The organism is Mycobacterium sp. NGS18, assembly GCF_059813185.1.
In genome coordinates, this window is sequence record NZ_JCALEC010000018.1 from 1 (window position 1) to 19,632 (window position 19,632).

Consider the following 19,632-nt stretch of genomic DNA (forward strand, 5'->3'; position numbering starts at 1 on the left):
CTATGGCGCCGCGTCCCTCCCCGCAGACCGAACGGGTGGTGCAGCTGTTCGAGAACCTGACCGGTCTCGGGAATGAGGGCATGACGCTGGCCGAGATATCGCGCCAGCTGGGCGTGCACAAGGCCAGCTGCCACTCGATGCTGGCCGAACTGCTGCGGGCCGGCTGGCTGCTGCGCGACCCGGTTCGCAAGTCCTACCACCTCGGTCCGGCCCTGGTCCGGCTCGGCCGAGAAGCAGCGGGCCGCTATCCGGCCCTGGTGCTGGCCCGCTCGGCGATGGCCGAGCTGTCGGCGGCCACCGGCGCGCATTGCGTCGCCTTCTCGGTCAGCGGTGACCACTCCACCGTCGTCGATCAGGTCCGCAGCCCCCTGGGCGGCGGTCACCCGATGCCCATCGGCACTCAGTTCCCGCACCGCCCGCCCTACGGGGCGTCGATCGTCGCCTGGTCCGGGCCGGATGCCCGGGAGCAGTGGCTGGCCGCCCTTCCCGAGGACGCGCGCACCCACTACCGCCAGGCGCTGGCCGCCGCCGAACAACGCGGCTACGCGGTCGGGCTGCACATCCTGCCCGACCTACGCCTGCAGGAACTGGCGCTGATCGTGCGCAGCGCCGAGGTGCGCTCCACCCGCCTGAGCCAGCTGACGCAGCAATTGACCGAGGAACTGATCCGCACCGAGGAGTGGTTCCCGATCAGCCTGGCGCCCGAGCGCACCTACAAGGTCAGCCACATCGACTCCCCCATCCTGGCGCCGGGATCCCGGGTCGCCCTGATGCTGAGCCTGGTTCCCAGCGCCGACCCGCTGAGCGGCGCGGCGGTCACCCGATTGGGGACGCAGTTGCAGGCGGCGACCCGCCGGCTCAGCGCCGCCCTGGCCGACGAACCGCCGGGTTGATGCGGCGGTCCCAGCTTCGGCTCTCCTCCGTCGAGCCTCGCTGGACCGCCGGATTGATGCGGCGGTCCCAGCTTCGGCTCTCCTCCGTCGAGCCTCGCTGGACCGCCGGGTTTATAAGCCGGTACCAGTTAGGTCAGCCCGGAACGGCGGCCTGCATCGACGCCAGCGCGTCGGTGCTCAACCGGGCCAGCTCCTCGGCTTCTCCCGCGGTCAGCGCGCCCGCGAACAGCTCCGCCATGCGCCGGTTGGTCGCCTGTTCGATCTGGTCGTAGCGGTCCTTCTTGCCGGCACCGTCGGCGAACGGCTCGGGCCAGCCGAACATCGCGGCGTACTGCGGCCCCTTGTTGAGCATGTGCGCCTCGATCGGGGAGATACCGGAGATGACGAGCGCATTGAAATGCACGCCGGCCCGCAGCTCCCGCAGGATGAACATCACCTGCAGCGCCCGGCCTGGGGCATCGGCGGCCAGCGGCATCGCCCGCCAGCCGGCGAACAGCGGCAGCCCCGCGATAGGCGTCGCGGCGATGACCTTCTCCCCCAGTTCGGCGATCCGATCCAGACCCTGGGCGCCGGCGAAATACTTGCGCCCGAACTCGGCCGTCTGGGCCCAATACTGTTGGGCCGCACCGGCAGCGCCGCGCACCGCGACACCCTCGTCCCACATCGCGCTCAGTGCAGTCGGTTCGAACACTGCAAACACCGCACCGACGGTGGCGCCGGCGGCCTCGCCCAGCACGCCACCGCGTCCGGCGACATAACCGGCGAGTGGATTCTGATAGCCGGCGGCGATGCTGTCGGCGAAGGTCTCCGGATGCAGCATGAACACCGCGACGGCCTGCTCCATCGCCGCACCGGTGGCAGCGGCCGACGTCTCCATATCGCTCACCTGGCTAGGCTGACACAAAATGAGCACAGTTGTCTTGCATACCGAGCTACCGCTTTCAGCGGAGCATGCCGCTGCGTTGGCACGCAAACCCGAATTGATGCAATTCGTTCTCGCGCCGGTCCTGAAATTGCCCGCACTGGCCGCCCCTGACCTCCTCGAGGTGGGAACCCGCGCGTCGGCGCGGCTGTGGTGGTTCGGTGTGATCCCGGCGTGGACCCACCACCTCGAGATCAAAGAGCTCGACGATCTGATGATCTACACCAACGAGCACGGCGGTCCGGTGCATACCTGGAACCATCGCCTCACCTTCACCCCCGTCGATGAGCATCGCTGCCGCTACACCGATGAGATCGAAACCGATGCCGGCATCAAAGGATTGGCTACTCGCATGTTCATCCGGCTGATGTTCGCCCACCGACATCGCCGCTGGCGCAGCCTTGCTGCCATCCTCGCCTGACCTCCGCCGGCACCGGGTGGGCGCGCTAGGGTGCTCTGGTCGGGTCCAGCAAACAAGCCGACAGAACGGTTGAGCACATCCATGACCGCAGCAGACGCATCGCCGATGGAAGCCCGGGTTGGCCACTACTACCAGATGGACGGCACCTACCTGGTCGGCCGGGAGAAGGTACGCGAGTACGCCCGAGCGGTGCAGGACTACCACCCGTCGCACTGGGACGTCGCCGCGGCGGCGGAGCTGGGCTACTCGGACGTGGTGGCGCCGCTGACTTTCACCTCGACGCCGGGCATGAGCTGCAACCGCGAGATGTTCGAGTCGGTGGTCGTCGGCTACGACACCTACATGCAGACCGAGGAGGTCTTCGAGCAGCACCGGCCGATCGTCGCCGGCGACGAGCTGAAGATCGACGTCGAGCTGACCTCGGTGCGCCGGATCGCCGGCCGCGATCTGATCACCGTCACCAACACCTTCACCGACAGCGCCGGCGAGCGGGTTCACACGCTGCACACCACCGTGGTCGGGGTGACCGCTGAGGACATCGGCCCGGACGTCAAGTCGGCCGTGCACAACGCGATGATGCATGACGTCAACATCCTCGGCATCGGTGAATCCGACGCCGCCTACGAGAAGACGCTGCGGCCCGGGGACGGGGCCCCGCTGTCCGAGGGCGGCGTTTCCCGGACCCCGGCGACGCCGTCCTTCGACGAGGTGAAGGTCGGCGACGTGCTGCCGGTGCGGCACACCCGGCTGTCCCGGGGCGACCTGGTGAACTACGCCGGTGTGGCCGGTGACGCCAACCCGATCCACTGGGACGAGGAGATCGCCAAGCTGGCCGGTCTGCCCGACGTGATCGCCCACGGCATGCTCACCATGGGCCTGGGCGCGGGCTTCGCCTCCGCCTGGACCGGTGACCCGGGGGCGGTCACCCGGTATGCGGTGCGACTGTCGGCGCCGGCGGTGGTGTCGGCCAAAGAGGGCGCCGACATCGAGTTCAGCGGCAAGATCAAGTCGCTGGATCCGGAGACCCGCAGCGGGGTCATCCTGGTCGGCGCGAAAACGGCGGAGAAGAAGATCTTCGGCCTGGCGACGTTGAACGTCCGGTTCCGCTGAGCGCCTGAGCTATCCGATCGGCGTTAACCCGACAGCTGCTGGGACCGGCCGCCTCTCATCGCCGGCGAGCAGCCTGCGGGCGACATCGGCGGCCAACGCCGCGGTATCGGCATCGGGGCCGCCGGCCGCCAAACTGCGACGTACCAAGGCCAACGGCGCGTCGATGACGGCCAACAGCACCCGGTCGCGATCGCCCGCCGGGAACCGGGCCAGGAAGCCGTCGAGCGCTTCGGCCGCGCGCCGGTCCAGCGCGTCGGCGTCTGCCACGACCGCAGCCGAGCAGTCGGCGCTGACGAAATCGGAGCGGCTGTAGCGAGCCAGCAGGGCGGCGGCTTCCCGGTGGTCGGCGCTCCAGCGCAGCACGTGGCGCGCGGCGGCGATGCCGATCCCCACCGGGTCGCCGTCGGCGGCGAGCACCGGCAGGAAGTCGTCCTGGAAGCGGCGCACCGGCGTCAGCCAGGCCTCGGCCAGCAGGTCACGCCGCGTCGGGAACCGGTGATACACCGACCCGCTGGGCGCGCCGACCGCGTGGGCGACCGCGGTCGCAGTGGCCGCCCCCGGCCCGCCCGCCAGGATCAGCCGGATGGCCGCGTCGACGAAGTCGTCCGCGGCGAACTTCTCTGGCATCGGCATGAAGTAGAGAGTACTCTCTAATCAATTAGCGACTCTTCTCTAGATTGGAGTGTGGGATGCGAGTCGACAATGTGCACAGTCGGGTGTTCACCGTCGATAGCCTCGACCGGGTGGGCGCTTTGATAGACAGCCTCGCTGGCGACGACGATCGCCTGTGGCCCCGGGAGAACTGGCCGGCGATACGACTGGACCGGCCCTTGGCGGTCGGTGCGACGGGCGGGCACGGACCGATCCGCTATGACGTCAGCGCATACCAGCCGGCCCAGCGGATTCGGTTCGCCTTCCGCCGGCCCGCCGGGCTGGACGGCTATCACGAGTGGGAAGCCCGGGCGGTGGCCGCCGGCTACGAGCTGCGCCACCGCCTCGTCGCGAACACCGTGGGCTGGACCCGGCTGAGCTGGCCCTTGGTCTGGCGCTGGCTGCATGACGCGCTCGTCGAGGACGCCCTGGACAAGGCGGCGGCGAACCTGGGCTGTCGCGGGCCGCGCCGCTCGTGGTCGGTGTACGTGCGGATGTTGCGACGCACCGCGAGTCTGCGGGGCCGCCCGTGATCTTCGACAACTACACCGACCTCACCGTCGCCGGCGGCCCGGTGCGGTGCTACCGCGGCGGCGATACCGGGTTGCCGCTGCTGCTGCTGCACGGGGCGATGCTCGACACCGCGCAGGGGGTATGGCGCCGGGTCGCGCCGGCGCTGGCGGCCGATTTCCGGGTGCACGTGATCGATCTGCCCCGCCATGGGGCCAGCAGGCCGTGGCACGGTGTGCTCGACGACGCCTTCTTTCGCCGCTTCCTCGCCGAACTGCTCGACACGCTGGAACTGCCGCGGGCGGCGTTCATCGGGCTGTCACTGGGCGCCGGTATCGCCACCGGCTTCGCCCTGGCGCACCCCGAGCGGGTGAGCGCCCTGGTCGCGGTCGGGCCCGGCGGACTCGATGCCAAACGCCCGGCGCAGTTCTTGACCTGGCTGGTCATGCGCACACCCGGCCTACTGCGCGCGGGCTCCTGGTACCTGGCCCGCTCTCCCGCCGCCATCCGCCGGTCCATGATCGCCAATCTGTCTGCGGCAGAGCGCACTCCGGACTTCAACGTCATCGTCGCCGCCGCGGTGGATGAGGCCCGTGCCAAGCACCGGCACGGCGAGAAGGCGCTGGACGACTGGCAGATCCAGGCCTACGGCCCGACCTCGATGCGGCTCAATCTCCTACCCGAGCTGCCGCGTCTGTCGATACCGACGCTGTGGGTCCGCGGCGCCGACGATCCGCTGGTGGGTGCCGCTGAGCTGGCGAAAGCCCATGCTGCCAGCGCTAATTCACAGTTGGCCACCATCGCCGGAGCCGGGCACATCGTCACCTACGATCGGCCCGAAGAGTTCACTCGCCTGGCGCGGGAGTTTCTCGGATCCGTCCTCTGACTCCGTCCACCAACAGGGCGCGGCTCTCGGCGCTGCCATCCAGGCGGCGGGTGATCCGTGTGACGATCTGCCACTGTCCGGTTTCGGCGTCCCGCCGGAAGTGGAAGTAGTTGGCGCCCCCGCGCGCCACCTGGTAGCCGGTGTCGCGTTTGACCAACAGCGTCGAGGCGCACACCGCGACCGCGTCGTCGCCGTGGACGATGACCACGGCCGGGCCCAGGAAATGCACGCAGCCGCGGTTGATCAGATCCTGATGTCCCGACGAGCGCACCATCGCCGCGATGTCGTCGCGGCCCTGCATGAGCCAGTCCTCGACGTCGTACACCCCGTCATCAGCCCACAGGGCGGCGGCGCATTCGGCATCGCCGGTATCGACCAGCGGACCGTAGGAGGCGATCAACCGCTCGATCGCGCGTTCGTCCTCGATCCGCTGTAGCCGGCGCTCCAGGTCGGCCAGCCGTTGCTCATTCATGGGCGCTCCGTTCACGCGAGGTTGGTGAGCTGCGCAAGAGCCGCCAGCTGCTCACGAAAGTGCGCGGGGGATCGTGCGGAGATCACACAGCTGACATCGGTGGCCCCGGCTTCGGCAAGGCGGCCGATCTGCTCGGTGGCCTGCTGCGGGGCGCCGATCGGGTCCAGCAATGGTGTCGCCAGCACGACGGTGAAATCGTCGGGGAGTGCCACGGAGCCAAGCAGTTTCGTGATCTCAGCCGGTGCGAGGCCGAACGGCGTCCAGCCGTCACCCAATTCCACGGCGCGCCGAAGGGACCGGCGCGTGCGTCCCCCCACCCAGATCGGTACTCGTGGTTGCAGCGCGCAGGGTTCCACGATCATCGCGTCATACCGGTAGTAGCGCCCGTCATAGGAGGGCCGAGTGTTCGACAAGGATGCCCGCAGGGCTCGCATCGCGTCGTCGGCGCGGGGGCCCGCGATCCTCCCACTCGCAGCCGAGCAGGTCGAAGTCCTCGCGCAGCGAACCGACCCCCACGCCGAGGGTGAGCCGGCCGCCGCTGATCCGACCCAGGGTCCCGTAGCGCTTGGCGATCTCCAGGGGATGGTGGTAGCCCAGCACCACCACCGACGTCACCAGCCGAATCCGCGATGTTCGCGCGGCCAGAAAAGCCAAGGTGGCCAACGGGTCCCAATAGGTCGCGCCGCGGACGGCGGCCACTTCGACCGGTACGGCGACGTGCTCGGAGCAGGTGAGATGGGCGAACCCCAGTTCATCAGCGGCAGCGGCTATCTCGGCGACGTCCTCGATGCTGCCGCCGGCTTCCCAGTCGGACGCCGTGCCGGGGACCTGGATGACGACCGGTGTGAAGAGGCCGACGCGCATCAACGGGCCCGCGGGGCGTCGTACCGCACTGGTTTCATGCACTTTCCTTGCGCCGCGTGGCTGGGGTAACCTCGGGATAAACTAAAGTGAATTTTAGTTATGGAGGCAGCTGTTGTCCAGCGGTGACCACCCGGACTGGGGGCCGCAGTACGGGCCCTGGGCAGTGATCGCAGGAGGCTCCGAAGGCGTCGGTGCGGAGTTCGCCCTGTTGCTGGCCCGTGCGGGGATCAACCTGGTCCTGATCGCGCGCAAGCCGGCACCGCTGCGCGACACCGCTGATCGCTGCCGGGAGCTCGGCGTGGACGTCCGCGAACTGGCCCTGGATCTGTCGCGGGCCGACAGCGTCGCGCAGATCATTGCGGTCACAGTGGATCTCGAGGTCGGGCTGCTGATCTACAACGCGGGCGCCAACACCCACAGCGCGGAGTTCCTCGACGGCGACCTGGCAGCCTTCCACCAGGTGATCGATCTGAACGTGACGACGCCGCTGGCGCTGATCTATCACTTCGCCGGCTCGATGCGCGCTCGGCGCCGCGGCGGCGTACTGCTGATCGGCTCGCTCACCGGTTATCTGGGCTCGGCGCGGCACACCGTGTACGGCGGCGTGAAAGCGTTCACCCGGATCTATGCCGAGGGCCTGTGGCTGGAACTGCGTCAGTACAACGTGCACGTTCTCGAACTCGTGCTCGGCGTCACCAAGACCCCGGCCATGCAGCGGGTCGGGCTGAACTTCGACATTCCCGGGATGCGGGTGTCCGATCCCGCGGACGTGGCCCGTGAAGGTCTCATGCAGCTCCCCCACGGCCCGGTGCACGTCGTCGCTGCCCACGCCGACAACCCGGCACTACACGCCGGATCGGATCGGGCCGAAGCCGTCCTCACTTCCCACCGGATGATGCAGAAGCTGCTGCGCGGCACGCCGTCTGCGGCGCGAGGCCCCGATGCCCCGGCCCCCGAGTGACCGCGAGCCGGCAACTCCCCGGACAGCCGCGCAGCGGCAGCGCTGCGACCGGATCCTTGCCACCGCTGCCCGGCTCGGTGCCCGCGACGGGCTGGAAGGCGTCCGGATGCAGGACGTGGCGGACCAATCGGCGGTATCGATCACCACGGTCTACCGCTACTACCCGACGAAGCATCATCTGTTCTCGGCACTGCTGCTGCACTACACCCGCGCCGTCAAACCACCCGGGCCGCCCACGAGGTGTCCGGCCGCCGATGTCACCGAACTCATGGCCGGCGTCTGCCGCGGCATGCTGGCCCGGCCGCTGCTGGCCCGGGCGATGATCACCTCGGTCAACGCCCGGCGGGCGGAGTCCGCCGCCAGCGGCGACTTCAACCTGCGCGGCACCATCGTGTCCGTTGCCGGGATCACTGAGCCGACGGCGGAGGACACCCAGCTCGCGCTGCTGGTCGAGCAGTGCGCCTACGGCATCCTGTCGTGGGCGGTGATGGGCGAGACCACACCCGCGCAGGCCGAGGCCGACATGCGCCGCGCCTGCGAGCTGCTGTTGGCGCCCTGGCGGGACGCCCGGCTGCCCGTTACCGGCGCATAGCGCACTGCCACGCCGCGCACAGCGAGTTCTACGCTGACTCAACGGCGCGCCTCTCACAGACAACCCTGCCGTGATGAATGCAGCTGACAGCCAGCGTATTTCGACTGTCACTGCATCGGACCGGCGTCCGCGTCGGCCTCGCGTGACGTTTCTCTGCGAAATGCGCTGACTTCCAGCCGATTTCCGCGTCGCGATCGCGCCGGTGCGACAGGAGCGGCACGCCGGTCGAGTTGACTCCGCCCACCGTTGCTGCCACCATGGCGGCGAACGCACCTCGTTAGGCGAGGCGTCTGTACGGATACAGGCCACTGACCTCCAACGTCGAGAGACGCCCAGGGTCAGGACAGCTCCTCCCGGCTTAAGGGTTGAGCCCAAGTGGCTTCCGGATTCTGGCCGGATACGCCGTGCAGTGCTGAAACTCTGACGAGAGGGGTGCCGCCCGGCTGTTCTGTCGGCCCGGCTCTCCCTGATGTGCACGCCGTGCCGGCATCCCCGTGTGCCCTGGCCGTGAGGAGGTGAGAGCGACATTGAGTCCGAGCGATAGTCCTTATCCGAGTTCGGCGATCACTTCGTTCGAACCCGTTCGCGGCGCCGCTTTCGCTTTCTGAATCGGTTGGCCCCTCCCCCTCCCGCGCTGTCCGCCCACTGGCCTGAGCGCGTCTTCCGCGCGCGAATCTCGCCACGCGGCATTGCAATTCGCGATTCTTAAAGGAGTTTTGATGTCTTTCGTGTCCGCACTTCCCGACGAGCTGACCGCTACAGCGGCCGATCTGCGCGGCATCGGCGACGCCGTGGCCGCGCAGAGCGTGGCTGCCGCCGGCCCGACGACCGGGGTGGTCCCGGCGGCCGCCGACGAGGTCTCTGCCCTGACCGCCGCACAATTCGCCCGACATGCACAGACGTACCAGGCGATCAGCAAGCGTGCCGCAGTGGTGCACGAGATGTTCGTGACCACGCTGCAGCGCAGCGCGCAGTCCTATGCAGCGACCGACGCTGCCAACGTCATCTCGATCTGGTGAAAGGTGTTCTGATGATGGATTACGGAGCAGTTCCCCCGGAAATCAATTCCGCCCGCATGTACGCCGGTCCCGGTGCCGGGCCGCTGCTGTCCGCCGCAGGGGCCTGGAACCTACTGGCTGCGGAATTGCGTTCTGCGGCGATATCTTTCGAATGGGCGGTAGCGAGTCTGGTCAGCCAAGGCTGGTGGGGTCCGTCGGCGTCGGCGATGACTGCGGCCGCCGAGCCCTACATCAGCTGGATGAGCGTCACCGCCGAACAAGCAGAGCAGACCGCGGCACAGGCCTACGCCGCCGCCGACGCCTACGCGTCGGCCTACGCCATGACGGTGCCGCCGCCGGCGATCGCGGACAATCGGGTGATGTTGGCGGCATTGGTCAAGACCAACGCTTTGGGGCAGAACACGCCGGCGATCGCGGCGACCGAAGCCCGCTACGCGCAGATGTGGGCGCAGGACGCCGTCGCGATGTACAGCTACGCCGCCGCTTCAGCCACTGCCACCCAATTGATCCCGTTCGCGGTAGCGCCGGAGACCACCAGTCCGGAAGAGCAGGGCAGTTCGGGCGCCCTGCCCGCCGACACCGGTGCGCACGACCAGGTGCCCGGCGCACTGCGCAGCATGGCGTCGCCGGCCGAGGGCACGAGGCCGACGGACCCGGATTGGCATTGGACGAAGTTCTTCGACGGCCTCTTCGACGGAACCTGGGGCCATGACGACGGCTCGGGCCTGAATATCAACGCGCAGCTGTGGAACACGATCGCCGCAACCGGGATCTTCGACCCGGGCGGGAACCTCGAGGGCTTCGCGGGTCTGGCCACGCTCGGGTTTTTGGCCCGCGGGATGGAGGGCGGCACAGCCGCCCTCACTGGGGGCGGGCTCAGCTCCGCGCCAGGTATGACATTGGCGTCGACCGAGGCCGCCGGCCGCGCTGCCGGAGCTGCGGTCGGCGGCACAGGCTCGACGGTGTCGGCCGGAGTGGGCCGAGCAACCCTGGTCGGATCCTTGTCCGCACCAGCGAACTGGGCGACCGCCGTCCCGGCAGCTGCGCCGACGGCCGGAACGGGCAGTGGCTGGACGGTCGCCCCGGAGAGCAGGGCAATGACCGCCATGCCGCCGCCGATGCCTGGTGGCGGACGTAGCGGCAGCTTCGGGCTCGGCACGCCGCGCTATGGCGTCAAACCCACCGTGATGCCGCGTCCGGTCGTGGTCGGGTAGCTACATCGGAGCGGCTCTGGCGTGCGCAGCGGAGGCGATATGGCCGCCTTGGTCACTATGGCCTGCGTGGCATCGCCAGCGCTGTGCCGAGAATCCAGGCGAACAACAAGCCCGGCATCCCGGTGATCGAAAAACCCTCCAGCGACAGCGGTCCGTCGTCGACGATGAACGCCAGCAGGAGCAGCGGATGCACCACGGCGGCGGCCAGCGCGAGGTGGGCGGTGTACCGCGGCAGCACCCGGTGGGTATACACCGCGACGGCGAATGCCCCCAGCGCCACCACGGTGGGCATTCCCGACATGGCCAGCAGCCCAAAGGCCAGGTCGTAGAGCAGTCCCGCTATCTCCGGGCTGTGGTTCTGCCGATAGAGCAGCAGATCGAACGCGGTGAAGCCGCTCAGCAGCAGCGTCACGCAGCCGACGAAACCGGCGGCGAAGCACAGTGGAAGCATCGAGCGCACCGGAAGGCGGTCACGCAGATACGTCCACACCGCCGCACCGAACACCAGCCAGATCGTCACGCCGACCGTATTGAGCAGCATCGTCACGACCAGTCGATCGTGGTGAACCACGGTCCACTGCGCCACGTCGGTGGCCAGCGTCTGGGTACCCGGGAACGACCAGATCGGATACACCACCAGCGTGAGCGCGGGAACGATGAATCCGACCGTGCCGGACCAGCGCGCCACCCGCGCTACGTCCCAGGGCTTGTCACTCATGATCAGCGAAACCGATCCCACTGGCCGAAGTCGGGTGCCAGGACGTCATCCACGTCGACGTGGATGTCGTCGATCATGAAGCCCGGGTCGGTTGCGGTGACGACTTCTCGCTGGAAGAGCACGGCCGCCGGTTCGCGATCACCGCCCGACCACGCCTTGGTCTGCCATGCCCACCGGTGGCCCGGGCTGGTCGAGTGCCCGATGACACCATCGGCGATCGCCCACCCGAGCTGGCGGGCGCCGCCGTAGATTCCCGTGCGCGCCGCGCCCAACACCGAGTTGATGCCGCGAAACCACTGCACCGCTTGGCCTTTCCATGCCTTGGCGTCGATGTCTTCGTCGACACTGAAGAAGATCGGCGCTGAGTCGGGGCCTCCGGCGGCGTTGTGCAGCCGGAGCGCGGTGCGGGCGTCGGCCACTCCCCCGTCGTAGCCGCCGGTGAAGTCCGACGGGGAGTTCGCCCATCCGGGTTTGCCGTACTGGTAGCAGCTGACGACCTGCAGGCCGGCGGCTCGGAGCCGGTCTGCATAGTCGCGGGTGACCGGCTTGAAATCGAAAGTGGCGCCCGGCCGCAGCTCCGAAACATAGACCAGGGCTCCGGCGAAGCCGGCCGCTTTGATCTGCTCTGGCTGAACCAGCCGGTCGGCGAAGTCGATGAGCTGCACACCTTCGGCCGCCGCTGTCGGGGTGCCGATCATTGCCCCGAGGGAGCCGGGGACGGCCAGTGCCGGCGCGAGCAGCGCGGTGTACCGCAGGACTTCGCGCCGGGAAACCGCTCGCCTCACAGGGGAAGGGTAACCGTCGTCAGCGATCTTGTCCGGCGTGGCCCGAGCGCACCAGGGCGTTGCCGGGACGCAAGAACCCGGGCTGCTGCAATCGGCGGGCCGCCCGCACCACGCCCGAGGGGATCACCCGCTTGAAGAAGACGCCGGCGTCGAAGGTGCCGCGCACCTCGCTGACGTAGGAGCGCGGCAGGCCGAACCTGATCAGGCCCTGGCTCACGTCGACGAGGTCGGCCCGGCGAATCGCCTCGACCAGCGGCGCGTACGGGCGGGAGGAACCGTATCCGGCCAGCCGATGATGCTGGGCGATGATGAGCGCCAACTCGTTCGACCACGCCTGGCGGCCGGTCTTCTGCAGCCAGGCGTCTTGTGCCTCGATTGAGGGCACCAGGTAGTCGATCGTGTCGAATGCGGCCAGGTCGTGAAATGCCGCGGCGATCGCGAGCTTCTCGTCGCGGTCGGGACTCTCCGGTGTCAGCGCGCGGGCGAAATTGAAGATCCGGTAGACGTGGGCTTTGTAGGCGTCCCAACCGATGTCGTCACCGTGGGCCCGGTGGCGGTGTGACTCGAGGATCTCCTCGGCCAGCGGCACATTGCGGATGATCTGCGGCACAGTCACGCTCCCACACTAATGCCGTTGGAACATTTCTTACCGGGCCTTCTTGATCACCGTTTCGCCGAATTGCTCGATCGCCTCGATTGCGCGGGTGAGGCTGTCGCCGGGAACGGCGACCTGTACCCAGGTGACCCCCACATCGGCGAGGCGCCCCAGACCGTCCAGATAGGCGCTCGCGTCGAAGTCGTCGTAGCCGAGGCGGCCCCCGACCAGATTGGAAAAGCAGATGTCGATCGCCGACCAATCCCGGTTCGCCTGATCGCAGCGCCGCCGCAAATCCTCGATCCCCGCGGCCAGGGCGTCGAGGGAATCCATGGCGGCAGTCCGGGCGGTGCCGGCCAGGGCCGCCGGCGCCGCGAACGGCGCCCATCCGTCACCGCGGGTGGCGGCCCGTTGCCGGGCCTTGCCGGTGTTGCCGCCGATCCAGATCGGCGGGCAACTGGTCGGCCGCGGGTGTGCGGTGATTCCTCGGGCAGAGAAGTGCCTGCCCTCAAATGACACGTCGTCCCCGGTCCAGATGGCTCGGATGACGTCCAGGCTCTCTTCGACCAGTGCGGTGCGCTCATCGAAATCCACACCTAACGCCGCGAATTCGCCCTTGAGGTATCCGACACCGACGGCCAGGGTGAACCTGCCGCCGGACAACAGATCCAGCGTGGCCCCGGATTTGGCCACCACGAACGGGTTGCGGTAGGGAAGCACGACGACGTTCGGGATGAATCGCAGCGTTCGGGTGTGTGCCGCCGCGAATCCCATGGCCACGAACGGGTCCAGGCTGTCGTGGCCGCCGGCGTCGAGCCAGCGCTGTGTCGGCGCCGGGTGGTCGGTGAAGCCCATGGCGTCGAAACCGGCGGCTTCAGCGGCCTGCGCCACCGCGGTCACCCCGTGCGGAGATACCAGTTCCGGGTCGCACGGATGAGTGATGATCGGGTAGGTGAAGGCGAACCGCATATCGGTTCCTTTCAGCTTTGGGGCTTCGGCGGCCCGAGGAGGTATTCGCCGGTGTCGGGGTGGTGGTACCAGCCGCCGGCGGCGTGTGTTCCGCCGTCGACGTGCAGCGTCTGGCCGGTCACATACGAACTCAGCTCACCGGCGAGAAACACTGCTGCCCCGGCCATCTCATCAACGTGGCCGGTCCGTCCCATCGGGATCATGTAGCCGGCGTGGGCCAGCATCTCGGGCGAGCCGACCCGCTCGATACCTTCGGTGAGCGTGAGGTCTGGGGCCAGGCAGTTGACTCGGATGCCGTGCGGCGCCAGCTCCAGCGCCGCCGTCTTGGTGAAGTTGACGACGCCCGCTTTCGCCGCCGCGTAAGCCGCGTAACCGGGTGCGGCGCGGGTGCCCTCGATGCTGGCGATGTTGATGATGCTGCCCGGCGCGCCGTGTTGCACCAGGGCCTGCGCGACGCGCTGTGTGCAGAGCAGGACCTGGGTCAGATTGGAGCGGATCAGGGTGTCCCACCCCTTCGGCGCGGTTTCCAGCAACGGCGAGGCGAACACCCCGCCGGCGTTGTTGACCAGAACCGTGGGCAGCCCCATCTCGGCGACGGTTCTGGCCAGCGCCGCATCGACCTGGTCGGCATCGCGGACATCGATCACACAAGCCAGGCCCCCGACCGCGGCGGCCGTGCTCTCGGCGGCCTGCGGGTCACGCTCCCAGATCACCACCCTCGCCCCGAATTCGGCGAAGGACTCGGCGATGCCGCGCCCGATCCCGGCACCGCCTCCGGTGACGACGGCTACCCGACCGTCAAGGGCCGAGGCATCTTTGCGCAGTACCACCAGCCACCTCCGGGCAGTGTCGAGGCGGTCACAGGCTGATGTAGACCGACTTGGTGTTGAAGTAGGCCTCCAGCCCCTTGCGGCCGCGCTCCCCGCCCCAACCGGATTGCTTGTGTCCGCAGATCGGCATGGAAGGGTCGGCGGCCAGCGCGGAGTTCACCCAGATCTGCCCGCCGCGAAGCTGATTCGCGACGCGGTGGGCGCGGCTGAGGTTCTCGGTCCAAATCGCGCCGGCCAGCCCGTACTCGGTGTCGTTGGCGGCGGCGATCGCCTCGTCCTCCTCGTCGAAGGGGATCACCGATCCCACCGGGCCGAAGATCTCCTCGCGGATCAGCCGCATGTCGGGCGTGGTGTTGGTGATGATCGTCGCCTCGTAGAAGTAGCCGCGCCGATCCATCGGCTTGCCGCCGGTGATCACCTGCGCGCCGGCGGCCACCCCGTCGTTGACGATGCCTGCCACGCGTTGGCGCTGCTTCTCACTGATCAGCGGGCCCAGCACCGAGTTGGGGTCGTCGCTGCCGCCCATCGGCAGCATCTGAGCGAAGTTGGCCAGGCCGTCGACGACCTGGTCGTAGATTCCGCGCTGGACGTAGATCCGCGAAGTGCAGGAACAGTTTTGGCCCGAGCCGGCCAGCAGCCCCATGCCGGCCATCATGATGGCCTTGTCGAGATTGGCATCGTCGAACATGATCAGCGGCGACTTGCCGCCGAGTTCCAGGGTGAGGCGCTTGAGGTTGCCGGCCGCCGCCTTGACGATCAGCCGCCCCACCTCGGTGGACCCGGTGAACGAGATCTTGTCGACGTCCGGGTGTGCGGTCAGTGCCGCACCGGTGGTCTCGCCGTATCCGGTCACCACGTTCAGCACGCCGTCGGGCAGGCCGGCCTCGCGGAAGATCTCTTCGAGCTTCAACGCGGTCAGCGGGGTCTCCTCGGCGGGCTTGAGCACACAGCTGCAGCCCGCCGCCAACGCCGGCGCCACCTTGAGCATCGCGACGAAGAACGGCCCGTTCCACGGGATGATCAGACCGACCACACCGACCGGCTCGAGCTGGGTGAAGGTGTGGTACTCCTCGAAGTGGCCGAGCAAGCCGTCAGAGACCAGGTTGGCCGACTCGCCGTGAATCTTGCCGACCCAACCGGCGTAGTAGGTCAGCATCTCCTGGGAGACCTTGATGATCTGGCTGGCCCCCATCGCGGTCATCCCGTTGTCGCGGGACTCGATCTCGGCGAGTTCGGCGGTGCGCTCTTTGATGATTTCGGCGGCGCGGAACATGATCTCGGCGCGGCGCGCGGCGGGCAGCTTGCGCCACACCCCCGATTCGAAGCTTTCCCGTGCCCGGGCCACCGCCGCGTCGACGGCGGCCTGGTCGGAATCAGGGACCTCGGCGATCTGCTCCTCGGTTGACGGGTTGAAGACCGGGATAATGGTGCCAGTCACTGCTTTTCGTCCTTTCGTGTGCCCCGTTCGTCGGGAACGCGGTAGCCGTCGCGGGTGAGGATTCGGATTGGGTCGGTGCCGTCCCAGGTTTCGCAGGTGCGAGCGATCTTGGCGACGTGGGTTCGGAAACTCGGCTTGTCTTCGACGATCTCGGTGAAGAATCCGAAATCGGCGAATGTATTGATGAAGGCCACGCGCTGCCCGACATTGGTCAGCTCACAGCTCAGTTCGTAGCCCTGGTCGAGGTAGTGGGCGAGCTTCGCGTCGTAGTCGCGGGTCAGGCTGGAGACCTGGTGGAAGCCGAACGGGTTGTCGCCGTGTAGCTTCGCCATCTCGGCGAATACCGAATTGCCCCGGGTGAAGTCCTGGATCAGCTCGATCTGTACGGGCCCGGCCTGTACGACGCCGATGTGGACGTCGATGCTGGCGTCGGCGCCACGGTAGCGGCAGGTGCTATGCACGCGCGGCATGATGTGAAACGGGCCGACGCCAAAGACCTGCACCCAGCGGGCCGCGGCACGCATCAGGTCGGGCACCACGAAGCCCAGTTGGAACAACCGGAATTCTCCTTCGGGCCAACGCTCTTCGAACAGCGGATGAGCGGCGGCGGTCACGTCGCGCGCCTGGTGATCGGCCGGACCAGGACTTCTTGAGCGGTGCTGGCCACGTGCCGGCCCGCGGCGTCGACGATGGTGCCGTGCACCAGGGCGCGATGCCCGCCGACGGCGACCGTCTGCTGGGTGTAGGAATGCCACTGGTCGAATTGCACCGGACGGTGCAGCCAAAGGGTGTGGTCGAGGGTCAGCCCCCGGTGGGTGGCGTAGCTGACCGAGTGCGGGTGCGAGCGCAAGGCCATATCCACCAGCAGATAGTCGCTGGCGTAGCCCAGCAACGCCGCATGCTCCTGGTGGCCGCCGGTGACCTTGCGCGGCAGGCGCATCCAGTGGACGCGCTGCCCGGGTGCCTGTGCGCCGCCGAGGAAGATCGGCGCTTCGCCGATGCGCATCTCCAGCGGAGGCGGCGTGTCGATCCAGGTACTTCCTGGGGCGGCCAGCCCTGCGGGGGCACGCTGCGCCCAATGTTGCAGCAACGGCAGCGATTCCGGTGTGGCCGTGGGCTCCACCGCGGTGAGGACATCGGCGCCCTCCGGATTGTCGAAGGACACCGTCGCCGTCACCAGGGCCTGGCCGTCTTGCTCGACAACGACGTGGCGCACCGACATCGAGCGTCCGTCGCGGGTGCGCTCGACGATGATGTCCAGCGGTGCGCTCGAGTCACCGGGCCGCAGGAACGACGCGTGAATCGAATGCGGGCTCAGGTCGGTGACGGTGGCCGCGGCCGCGCACATCGCCTGCGCGACGAGTTGTCCGCCGAAGATCCGGCCGAACCGGGCGGCCTCGCTGAGCGCGCGGAATCGGCCGTCGTCGAGCGCCTCCAGCGTGAGCACCTGTTGCAGCTCGTCGAGGGCGCGCAGGGTGCCCAGTTCCAGCGGGCTACCCGACCCGCGGAGGGGACCGCTGAATTCGGCTTGGGCGGTGGCCTCAGGCGGCGACGACATGGGCCTCCTCGACGGATCGCCGACCCGGGAACCGGCGGCGTCACCTGAGTTAAGTCAACCGCTTGACTTATGTCAAGGGCGGTTCGCCGTTGTCGCCGGAAACAGCCGCGCGACGCTGATCGCCACGACCAGGCCCATCGTGAACCACGCCGTCGCGGAACAGGTCGCATAGATGTCGGACAGCGGAACGACCCTGCCGCCCTGCAGCGTCGCGGTCCCATCACCCACGCGGAGCATCTCGAGGTTGACCTGCAATGCGAGTCCGAACCAGATGACGGCCGGCATCAACAGCGTCGATCGCGTGGAGAAGCGGGGGTCACGGCGCCAGCGTCCTTCCACCAACGAAAACACCTGGAACAGCACCCATCCGGTGAACAACCACCCGAAATAGTTGCTCAGCGGGACGCCGAGGGCACCGCTGGGCGACCCGTAGGAGTACAAGCCGCGAGCGTAGGCCGCGATCGGATCGATCACCAGGTCATATCCGCCGAGGATGAGGGTGGCCACGACGGGCGTCACGAGCACGAACACCCGGCGGTCGCGGTTGTCGCCGACGATCACCCGGGCCAGGACCCACGCCACCCAGGCCAGCACCACCCAGCCGAACACCACCGTGAAGGGCACCCCGAGCGCGCGGGGGCCTTCGAAGTGATGAACGTAGGAGCCGAACGGGAAACCGGTCGCCACACTGCAGGCCTCGAAGCCGAACGCCACGACCGCGGCAAGCGCGAGGTAGCCAAGTGCTCCGGCGGGCCGGTAGAGCATCAGGGTATGCAGCACCACGAACGCTGCCAGCGCGGCACCGTAAACGGCTTCGGCCACAGCCTGTCTCGGTGATCCGATGTTCAATGCCGCTGTTATGGTCGCCGCCAACCAGATCGCGACCAGAGACCAGCCGGCCAGCACCTGCCATCGAGTACGTATCGACACGGGCGCATGGTATCTGCGGAGGATGCCTCGGCGTGGGCAACACCGGTAACAGCAGCCACATTGTTAACATCGGGCGATGCAGAACTACCCGGTGACCCGTCGCGCGTCGCGCCCGGTCTCCCGGCGCGACGCACTGCGGTACGCCTCCGCTGCGGCGCTCGCCGGGGTAGGCGCGGCATCCGCGGTCTCCGGCACGCCGACCGCCTCGGCCGCCGCGCCCACGCTGATCGACTACGCGATGCGCCAGATTCCCGCGCAGGACATCCGCGCCGCCGGCCATGCCGGGGTGATCAACTACGTGTCGACGTCACGTCCTGGATCGAACTTCGGCGCCAAACCCATCACCCGCCCCTACGCCGAGTCCTTGACCGCCGCGGGACTGGTGATCGTCAGCAACTACCAGTACGGCAAGCCCGGTGGGACGGCGCCGTCGGACTTCACCCGCGGCTACGCCGGCGGCGTCGCCGACGCGCAGACCGCCTGGAATCTGCACACCGCGGCCGGCGGCGGGCGCAGCGCGCCGATCTTCTTCAGCGTCGACGACGACATCAATCGCGATACCTGGAACAACGTTGCGCTACAGTGGTTTCGCGGTATCAATTCGGTGATCGGGGTGCAGCGCACCGGCGTCTACGGCGGCGTCAACGTCTGCCAGTGGGCCGCCGCCGACGGGGTGATCGGCAACTCGCGCACCCCCGGACACCGCTGGGCCTGGCAGACCCGATCCTGGTCTCGCGGGCAGATATTTCCCGGCGCGGTTCTTTTCCAGCGCATCGTGAGCACCGCGTCGACGCCTGGCCCGATCGTCGGCGGGATCGAGGTCGACGTCAACGACGTGTTGGCCCAGGACTGCGGACAGTGGAACCTGCATCCGTGAGGTAGTGGCCGCACAGAGCTACGACGCGGCGCTGCGATCGCGACGGGTGGCGCCCCACAGCCCCACCCCGATGCCGACAACCGCTCCACCGAGGCCGATGATCTGCTGTCCGCGCTTGAGATCGCCATGCACGCTCATCCCGCCCAGCAGGTCGGCCGCATCGGCGCCACCGGATGCCAAAAACCAACCCCGGGTGTTTCGGCCCCGCAACGCCGCTGTCAGCAGCAGCCCTCCGATCAGGGCGTCGCGGTAACCCATGGAACGAAGCAACAGTCGCGCGGACGGGCCCGGGTCATCCGGCTCCCCCCACCACCGGTTCGCCCGAAGCGGGTCGGCGAGGAAGGACAGACCCGAGGCCAGCCGTATGGCGCCGGCAGCAAGCGCAGCGCGGTCTTTGATCATGCACCGCAGCCTAGG

At 68.3% G+C, this 19,632-nt stretch carries 23 protein-coding genes, 1 pseudogene and 1 riboswitch; of the genes and pseudogenes, 10 read left to right on the forward strand and 14 right to left on the reverse strand.

The genetic code is table 11. The features are described from left to right. The first annotated feature begins 2 nt into the window (after positions 1-2). Positions 3-893 (forward strand): IclR family transcriptional regulator, encoded by an 891-nt coding sequence (locus tag AC5Y31_RS20835; protein WP_499982693.1) that lies wholly within the window; start codon positions 3-5, stop codon positions 891-893. Between the two features lie 133 nt (positions 894-1,026). Here AC5Y31_RS20835 and AC5Y31_RS20840 read toward each other — a convergent pair whose 3' ends face one another. After that, positions 1,027-1,770, reverse strand: a complete 744-nt coding sequence (locus AC5Y31_RS20840; RefSeq protein WP_499982761.1) for an SCO6745 family protein — start codon at positions 1,768-1,770, stop codon at positions 1,027-1,029. A 28-nt stretch (positions 1,771-1,798) separates the two neighbouring features. Here AC5Y31_RS20840 and AC5Y31_RS20845 point away from each other — a divergent pair, with 28 nt between their 5' ends. Both AC5Y31_RS20845 and AC5Y31_RS20850 read left to right on the forward strand, forming a co-directional pair. Continuing rightward, positions 1,799-2,236 (forward strand): Rv1443c family protein, encoded by a 438-nt coding sequence (locus AC5Y31_RS20845; RefSeq protein ID WP_499982695.1) that lies wholly within the window; start codon positions 1,799-1,801, stop codon positions 2,234-2,236. A gap of 81 nt (positions 2,237-2,317) precedes the next feature. Continuing rightward, positions 2,318-3,346, forward strand: a complete 1,029-nt coding sequence (locus AC5Y31_RS20850) for a fused (3R)-hydroxyacyl-ACP dehydratase subunits HadA/HadB (RefSeq protein ID WP_499982697.1) — start codon at positions 2,318-2,320, stop codon at positions 3,344-3,346. Between the two features lie 9 nt (positions 3,347-3,355). On the opposite strand, the gene AC5Y31_RS20855 is transcribed toward AC5Y31_RS20850, so the two are convergent. Next, positions 3,356-3,979 (reverse strand): TetR family transcriptional regulator, encoded by a 624-nt coding sequence (locus AC5Y31_RS20855; protein WP_499982698.1) that lies wholly within the window; start codon positions 3,977-3,979, stop codon positions 3,356-3,358. 56 nt (positions 3,980-4,035) lie between these two features. On the opposite strand from AC5Y31_RS20855, the gene AC5Y31_RS20860 reads away from it, so the two are divergent. After that, positions 4,036-4,530, forward strand: coding sequence for an SRPBCC family protein (locus AC5Y31_RS20860; protein WP_499982700.1), 495 nt, complete (start codon positions 4,036-4,038; stop codon positions 4,528-4,530). Further along, positions 4,527-5,393, forward strand: a complete 867-nt coding sequence (locus AC5Y31_RS20865; RefSeq protein WP_499982703.1) for an alpha/beta fold hydrolase — start codon at positions 4,527-4,529, stop codon at positions 5,391-5,393. The genes AC5Y31_RS20860 and AC5Y31_RS20865 overlap by 4 nt, the downstream gene beginning before the upstream one ends. Here AC5Y31_RS20865 and AC5Y31_RS20870 read toward each other — a convergent pair. Both AC5Y31_RS20870 and AC5Y31_RS20875 read right to left on the reverse strand, forming a co-directional pair. Beyond that, positions 5,353-5,865, reverse strand: a complete 513-nt coding sequence (locus AC5Y31_RS20870; RefSeq protein ID WP_499982704.1) for a nuclear transport factor 2 family protein — start codon at positions 5,863-5,865, stop codon at positions 5,353-5,355. The genes AC5Y31_RS20865 and AC5Y31_RS20870 overlap by 41 nt on opposite strands. An 11-nt stretch (positions 5,866-5,876) precedes the next feature. After that, positions 5,877-6,729 (reverse strand): annotated as a pseudogene (locus tag AC5Y31_RS20875) (LLM class F420-dependent oxidoreductase). 112 nt (positions 6,730-6,841) lie between these two features. Between AC5Y31_RS20875 and AC5Y31_RS20880 the strand changes: the two are divergent. The 4 genes from AC5Y31_RS20880 to AC5Y31_RS20895 all read left to right on the forward strand — a co-directional run bounded on the left by AC5Y31_RS20880 (position 6,842) and on the right by AC5Y31_RS20895 (position 10,515). Then, entirely contained in the window at positions 6,842-7,690 is an 849-nt protein-coding gene (locus AC5Y31_RS20880) for an SDR family NAD(P)-dependent oxidoreductase (RefSeq protein ID WP_499982705.1), read from the forward strand. Further along, positions 7,671-8,282: a TetR/AcrR family transcriptional regulator gene (locus AC5Y31_RS20885; protein ID WP_499982707.1), complete on the forward strand. Its 612-nt coding sequence runs from the start codon at positions 7,671-7,673 to the stop codon at positions 8,280-8,282. Before AC5Y31_RS20880 ends, AC5Y31_RS20885 begins: the two co-directional genes overlap by 20 nt. Before the next feature lie 266 nt (positions 8,283-8,548). Beyond that, positions 8,549-8,721, forward strand: a riboswitch (M-box (ykoK) riboswitch). Positions 8,722-9,001: 280 nt separating this feature from the next. Then, positions 9,002-9,301, forward strand: coding sequence for a PE family protein (locus AC5Y31_RS20890; protein ID WP_499982709.1), 300 nt, complete (start codon positions 9,002-9,004; stop codon positions 9,299-9,301). Between the two features lie 14 nt (positions 9,302-9,315). Further along, a complete protein-coding gene (locus AC5Y31_RS20895; protein WP_499982763.1) occupies positions 9,316-10,515 on the forward strand; it encodes a PPE family protein in 1,200 nt (399 codons plus the stop codon). 55 nt (positions 10,516-10,570) lie between these two features. Here the strand turns inward: AC5Y31_RS20895 and AC5Y31_RS20900 are convergent, their stop codons facing one another. From AC5Y31_RS20900 to AC5Y31_RS20940, 9 genes are all read right to left on the reverse strand, one after another. Next, positions 10,571-11,233, reverse strand: a complete 663-nt coding sequence (locus AC5Y31_RS20900; protein ID WP_499982711.1) for a hypothetical protein — start codon at positions 11,231-11,233, stop codon at positions 10,571-10,573. A gap of 2 nt (positions 11,234-11,235) precedes the next feature. Then, the gene (locus AC5Y31_RS20905) at positions 11,236-11,973 is read right to left on the reverse strand and encodes a DUF1906 domain-containing protein (protein ID WP_499982765.1); all 738 of its coding nucleotides are present in this window, start codon (positions 11,971-11,973) and stop codon (positions 11,236-11,238) included. 64 nt (positions 11,974-12,037) lie between these two features. Continuing rightward, the gene (locus tag AC5Y31_RS20910) at positions 12,038-12,634 is read right to left on the reverse strand and encodes an HD family phosphohydrolase (RefSeq protein ID WP_499982712.1); all 597 of its coding nucleotides are present in this window, start codon (positions 12,632-12,634) and stop codon (positions 12,038-12,040) included. Between the two features lie 30 nt (positions 12,635-12,664). After that, positions 12,665-13,582 (reverse strand): LLM class F420-dependent oxidoreductase, encoded by a 918-nt coding sequence (locus AC5Y31_RS20915; protein ID WP_499982714.1) that lies wholly within the window; start codon positions 13,580-13,582, stop codon positions 12,665-12,667. 11 nt (positions 13,583-13,593) lie between these two features. Beyond that, positions 13,594-14,412: an SDR family NAD(P)-dependent oxidoreductase gene (locus tag AC5Y31_RS20920; RefSeq protein ID WP_499982716.1), complete on the reverse strand. Its 819-nt coding sequence runs from the start codon at positions 14,410-14,412 to the stop codon at positions 13,594-13,596. A 28-nt stretch (positions 14,413-14,440) separates the two neighbouring features. Then, entirely contained in the window at positions 14,441-15,850 is a 1,410-nt protein-coding gene (locus AC5Y31_RS20925; protein ID WP_499982717.1) for an aldehyde dehydrogenase family protein, read from the reverse strand. Next, positions 15,847-16,464 carry a VOC family protein gene (locus tag AC5Y31_RS20930; protein WP_499982719.1) on the reverse strand — a complete coding sequence of 206 codons (618 nt, stop codon included), beginning with the start codon at positions 16,462-16,464 and terminating at the stop codon, positions 15,847-15,849. The genes AC5Y31_RS20925 and AC5Y31_RS20930 overlap by 4 nt, the downstream gene beginning before the upstream one ends. After that, positions 16,461-17,408 (reverse strand): acyl-CoA thioesterase, encoded by a 948-nt coding sequence (locus tag AC5Y31_RS20935; protein WP_499982720.1) that lies wholly within the window; start codon positions 17,406-17,408, stop codon positions 16,461-16,463. The genes AC5Y31_RS20930 and AC5Y31_RS20935 overlap by 4 nt, the downstream gene beginning before the upstream one ends. Positions 17,409-17,480: 72 nt before the next feature. Further along, the gene (locus AC5Y31_RS20940) at positions 17,481-18,338 is read right to left on the reverse strand and encodes a carotenoid biosynthesis protein (protein ID WP_234787409.1); all 858 of its coding nucleotides are present in this window, start codon (positions 18,336-18,338) and stop codon (positions 17,481-17,483) included. Between the two features lie 76 nt (positions 18,339-18,414). Between AC5Y31_RS20940 and AC5Y31_RS20945 the strand changes: the two genes are divergently transcribed. Beyond that, positions 18,415-19,215 carry a DUF1906 domain-containing protein gene (locus AC5Y31_RS20945; RefSeq protein ID WP_065024835.1) on the forward strand — a complete coding sequence of 267 codons (801 nt, stop codon included), beginning with the start codon at positions 18,415-18,417 and terminating at the stop codon, positions 19,213-19,215. 18 nt (positions 19,216-19,233) lie between these two features. Here the strand turns inward: AC5Y31_RS20945 and AC5Y31_RS20950 are convergent, their stop codons facing one another. Continuing rightward, a complete protein-coding gene (locus tag AC5Y31_RS20950; RefSeq protein ID WP_499982721.1) occupies positions 19,234-19,617 on the reverse strand; it encodes a DUF4267 domain-containing protein in 384 nt (127 codons plus the stop codon). Positions 19,618-19,632 lie beyond the last annotated feature (15 nt).

Excerpts from the sequence above, each read along its gene's own strand:
- AC5Y31_RS20835 (WP_499982693.1), top strand. The coding sequence starts at position 3 with ATGGCGCCGCGTCCCTCCCCGCAGACCGAACGGGTGGTGCAGCTGTTC.
- AC5Y31_RS20840 (WP_499982761.1), bottom strand. The coding sequence starts at position 1,770 with ATGGAGACGTCGGCCGCTGCCACCGGTGCGGCGATGGAGCAGGCCGTC.
- AC5Y31_RS20845 (WP_499982695.1), top strand. The coding sequence starts at position 1,799 with ATGAGCACAGTTGTCTTGCATACCGAGCTACCGCTTTCAGCGGAGCAT.
- AC5Y31_RS20850 (WP_499982697.1), top strand. The coding sequence starts at position 2,318 with ATGACCGCAGCAGACGCATCGCCGATGGAAGCCCGGGTTGGCCACTAC.
- AC5Y31_RS20855 (WP_499982698.1), bottom strand. The coding sequence starts at position 3,979 with ATGCCGATGCCAGAGAAGTTCGCCGCGGACGACTTCGTCGACGCGGCC.
- AC5Y31_RS20860 (WP_499982700.1), top strand. The coding sequence starts at position 4,036 with ATGCGAGTCGACAATGTGCACAGTCGGGTGTTCACCGTCGATAGCCTC.
- AC5Y31_RS20870 (WP_499982704.1), bottom strand. The coding sequence starts at position 5,865 with ATGAATGAGCAACGGCTGGCCGACCTGGAGCGCCGGCTACAGCGGATC.
- AC5Y31_RS20885 (WP_499982707.1), top strand. The coding sequence starts at position 7,671 with ATGCCCCGGCCCCCGAGTGACCGCGAGCCGGCAACTCCCCGGACAGCC.
- AC5Y31_RS20890 (WP_499982709.1), top strand. The coding sequence starts at position 9,002 with ATGTCTTTCGTGTCCGCACTTCCCGACGAGCTGACCGCTACAGCGGCC.
- AC5Y31_RS20895 (WP_499982763.1), top strand. The coding sequence starts at position 9,316 with ATGGATTACGGAGCAGTTCCCCCGGAAATCAATTCCGCCCGCATGTAC.
- AC5Y31_RS20900 (WP_499982711.1), bottom strand. The coding sequence starts at position 11,233 with ATGAGTGACAAGCCCTGGGACGTAGCGCGGGTGGCGCGCTGGTCCGGC.
- AC5Y31_RS20915 (WP_499982714.1), bottom strand. The coding sequence starts at position 13,582 with ATGCGGTTCGCCTTCACCTACCCGATCATCACTCATCCGTGCGACCCG.
- AC5Y31_RS20935 (WP_499982720.1), bottom strand. The coding sequence starts at position 17,408 with ATGTCGTCGCCGCCTGAGGCCACCGCCCAAGCCGAATTCAGCGGTCCC.
- AC5Y31_RS20945 (WP_065024835.1), top strand. The coding sequence starts at position 18,415 with ATGCAGAACTACCCGGTGACCCGTCGCGCGTCGCGCCCGGTCTCCCGG.
- AC5Y31_RS20950 (WP_499982721.1), bottom strand. The coding sequence starts at position 19,617 with ATGATCAAAGACCGCGCTGCGCTTGCTGCCGGCGCCATACGGCTGGCC.